Consider the following 2,513-nt stretch of genomic DNA (forward strand, 5'->3'; position numbering starts at 1 on the left):
AACCGCATGTTCCGTCAGACCTTCGCCGAGCTGAGCGAACTGTCGAACCGCGAGTTGAACGATCTGGGCATCAGCCGCTCCGAAATCCGTCGCATCGCGATCGAGTCGAGCCGCAACGCTCTGTAAGGATTACTGAATCGGACCTGCGCCGCCTCCCCGGCGCGGGTCTGTAGGGGGCTGCATCACCTTTCCTCCTCCCTGATGATGCGGTCCCGACCCGAACCGGGCACGTCCTCCCCGATGACCCGGTTCGCAGAAAGAGACGGCGGTGCCTCCTCCCTGGCATCGCCGTCTTTTTTATTTCACCCCTCTAAAGCTATGCGCCCACCGCGCTGCGGGCGCCCTGTCGGGTCAGGCGGCCACGCGGCCAGTGATACCCAGAATTGTGCGGGTCAGTTCGGCCACCGCCGGATCCGTCCCAAGGTCCTTGCCCAGACGTTCCTGAAGCTCGGCAATTGAATGAACGGCGGAAAGGCTCGCTTCGCCCAGCTCCTCGGGCCGCTTGAACCCCATTGACCAGTTCGGAAAAGCGCGGGCTTCCACGTGGCTTTCCATGCAAAGGGCGATGCTGCCATGCCTTTCATCCTTTGCGATCCGGTTGAAGCAGCGCTTCACGGCGTCTTCGGGTCCTTCGAGAACCTGAAAGAACAGCCCGTCGTCAAAGACGAGCAGCCCGGTAATGTCGTCCTTTTCGTTATTTTTGCGCGACTGGCCGAGAATCTGGGAAAGGTCATCGCTTTTCACGGGGCCATACGCACTGCTGACGTAAATGAGTTGAAGCAACAAGAATGCCATCCTTCTTCAAAAAACACACCGAACGGCACGAAATCGCCCCCGGAAATCAGAATACTTCATCATTTCAAATGATTCGACGCCGAAGTTAGGCGCGAAATAAGGTAAAATCATGGCGCGTGAGACTCAGGTGCCCCGCCCTTAGGGCCTGCACCGCGCGATCAGGCTGCTGCAGCGCATCAAAACGGGACGTCGTTTTCCCCGGTCAGAAAGCGCGAGACGACCTTTTTCGTACCGGCCTTTTCAAAAGCCACTTCGAGTTTGTCGCCCTCGATGCCGATCACCTCGCCATAGCCGAACTTTTGATGAAAGACCCGCTCCCCCATGGTGAAGGCGCTGACGGCGTTCATGTCGATGGTGACGTTCCGGCTTTCCTTCGGCTGGCTCACGCTGCGCTGGCCCGATCGCGCCTGAAGACGTCGCCAGCCGGGCGAATTGTAGACATTCGCCTCGGCCGCGGCTTCGTGCAGGGTGCTCTGCGGCATGGCCGCGCCATAGCCGCCGCCATAAAGGCCCGGGGGTGTCAGCACCTCCACATGATCTTCGGGCAGTTCGTCGACGAAACGCGAGGGCATGCTGCTTTGCCATTGGCCGAAGACGCGGCGGTTGGCGGCAAAGGACACGGTGCAGACCTCCTCCGCCCGGGTGATGCCGACGTAGGCAAGGCGGCGTTCCTCTTCGAGGCCCTTGATCCCGCTTTCGTCCATCGAGCGCTGTGAGGGGAACAGCCCGTCTTCCCAGCCGGGCAGGAAGACAACCGGAAATTCCAGACCCTTCGCGGCATGCAGCGTCATGATGCTGACCTTGGCACCGCCCTCGTCGCTTTCATTGTCCATGATCAGGCTGACATGTTCGAGAAAGCCCTGAAGGTTTTCGAACTGCTCCAGCGCCTTCACGAGTTCCTTGAGGTTTTCCAGCCGGCCGGGCGCCTCGGGCGTCTTGTCGTTCTGCCACATGGCGGTGTAGCCGCTTTCGTCCAGGATGATCTGGGCCAGCTCGACATGGCTCGTTTCGGGGGGGCCGTATTCCTGCCGGTCGATGCCATCGTCGATGACGTCATCATCGCCGATCCGCGTGGTCAACAGAGGCCCGCGCGTCATGGCGTGCCAGCGGTCGATGCCTTCGACCAGTTGCCGCAGTTGCGCCGCGCCCTTGCCGGAAAGCCCGCCATGGGCCAGCAGGATTCGCGCGCCCTCCACCAGCGATGTGCGATGTTCGCGGGCTGTTACCTGTATCTTCTGCTGCGCCTTGTCGCCCAGCCCGCGCTTTGGCGTGTTCACGATCCGCTCGAATGCGAGATCATCGTCCGGGCTGGTGGCGATGCGGAAATAGGCCATCGCATCGCGGATTTCCAAACGTTCGTAGAATCGCGGCCCCCCGATCACCCGGTAGGGAAGACCGATGGTGAGGAACCGGTCCTCGAAGGCGCGCATCTGGTGGCTGGCCCGCACGAGGATCGCCATATCGTCGAGCGAATATGGCCGCTGACCGCGCGTCCCGCGCTGCGCCGCCTCGATCTCGTCCCCGATCCAGCGGGCTTCCTCCTCACCGTCCCAATGGCCGATTAGGCGGACCTTCTCGCCCTCCTGCGCCTCGGTCCAGAGTGTTTTGCCCAGCCGGCCCTCGTTGCCCGCGATCACGCCCGATGCGGCGGCGAGGATATGGGGCGTGGAGCGATAATTCTGTTCCAGCCGCACCACATGGGCGCCGGGGAAATCCTT

3 protein-coding genes are annotated in these 2,513 nt (G+C 61.8%); 1 reads left to right on the forward strand and 2 read right to left on the reverse strand.

Annotation, left to right across the window (positions count from 1 at the left end; all coding sequences use genetic code 11):
• The first annotated feature begins 6 nt into the window (after positions 1-6).
• On the forward strand, positions 7-126 hold the full coding sequence (locus A3764_RS24310; RefSeq protein ID WP_082866016.1) for a DUF1127 domain-containing protein: 120 nt from the start codon (positions 7-9) through the stop codon (positions 124-126).
• 225 nt (positions 127-351) lie between these two features.
• Here the strand turns inward: A3764_RS24310 and A3764_RS22475 are convergent, their stop codons facing one another.
• Both A3764_RS22475 and A3764_RS22480 read right to left on the reverse strand, forming a co-directional pair.
• The gene (locus A3764_RS22475; protein WP_067928315.1) at positions 352-786 is read right to left on the reverse strand and encodes a BLUF domain-containing protein; all 435 of its coding nucleotides are present in this window, start codon (positions 784-786) and stop codon (positions 352-354) included.
• A gap of 185 nt (positions 787-971) precedes the next feature.
• Positions 972-2,513: ATP-dependent helicase (locus A3764_RS22480; RefSeq protein ID WP_161487535.1), on the reverse strand; the 1,542-nt coding region annotated here is incomplete at its 5' end.

This window comes from Sulfitobacter sp. HI0129 (assembly GCF_001635395.1).
Taxonomy (GTDB): Bacteria; Pseudomonadota; Alphaproteobacteria; order Rhodobacterales; family Rhodobacteraceae; genus Sulfitobacter.

Bases quoted from the DNA above. Each gene is read 5' to 3' on its own strand.
- A3764_RS24310 (WP_082866016.1), top strand. From the start codon at position 7: ATGTTCCGTCAGACCTTCGCCGAGCTGAGCGAACTGTCGAACCGCGAG.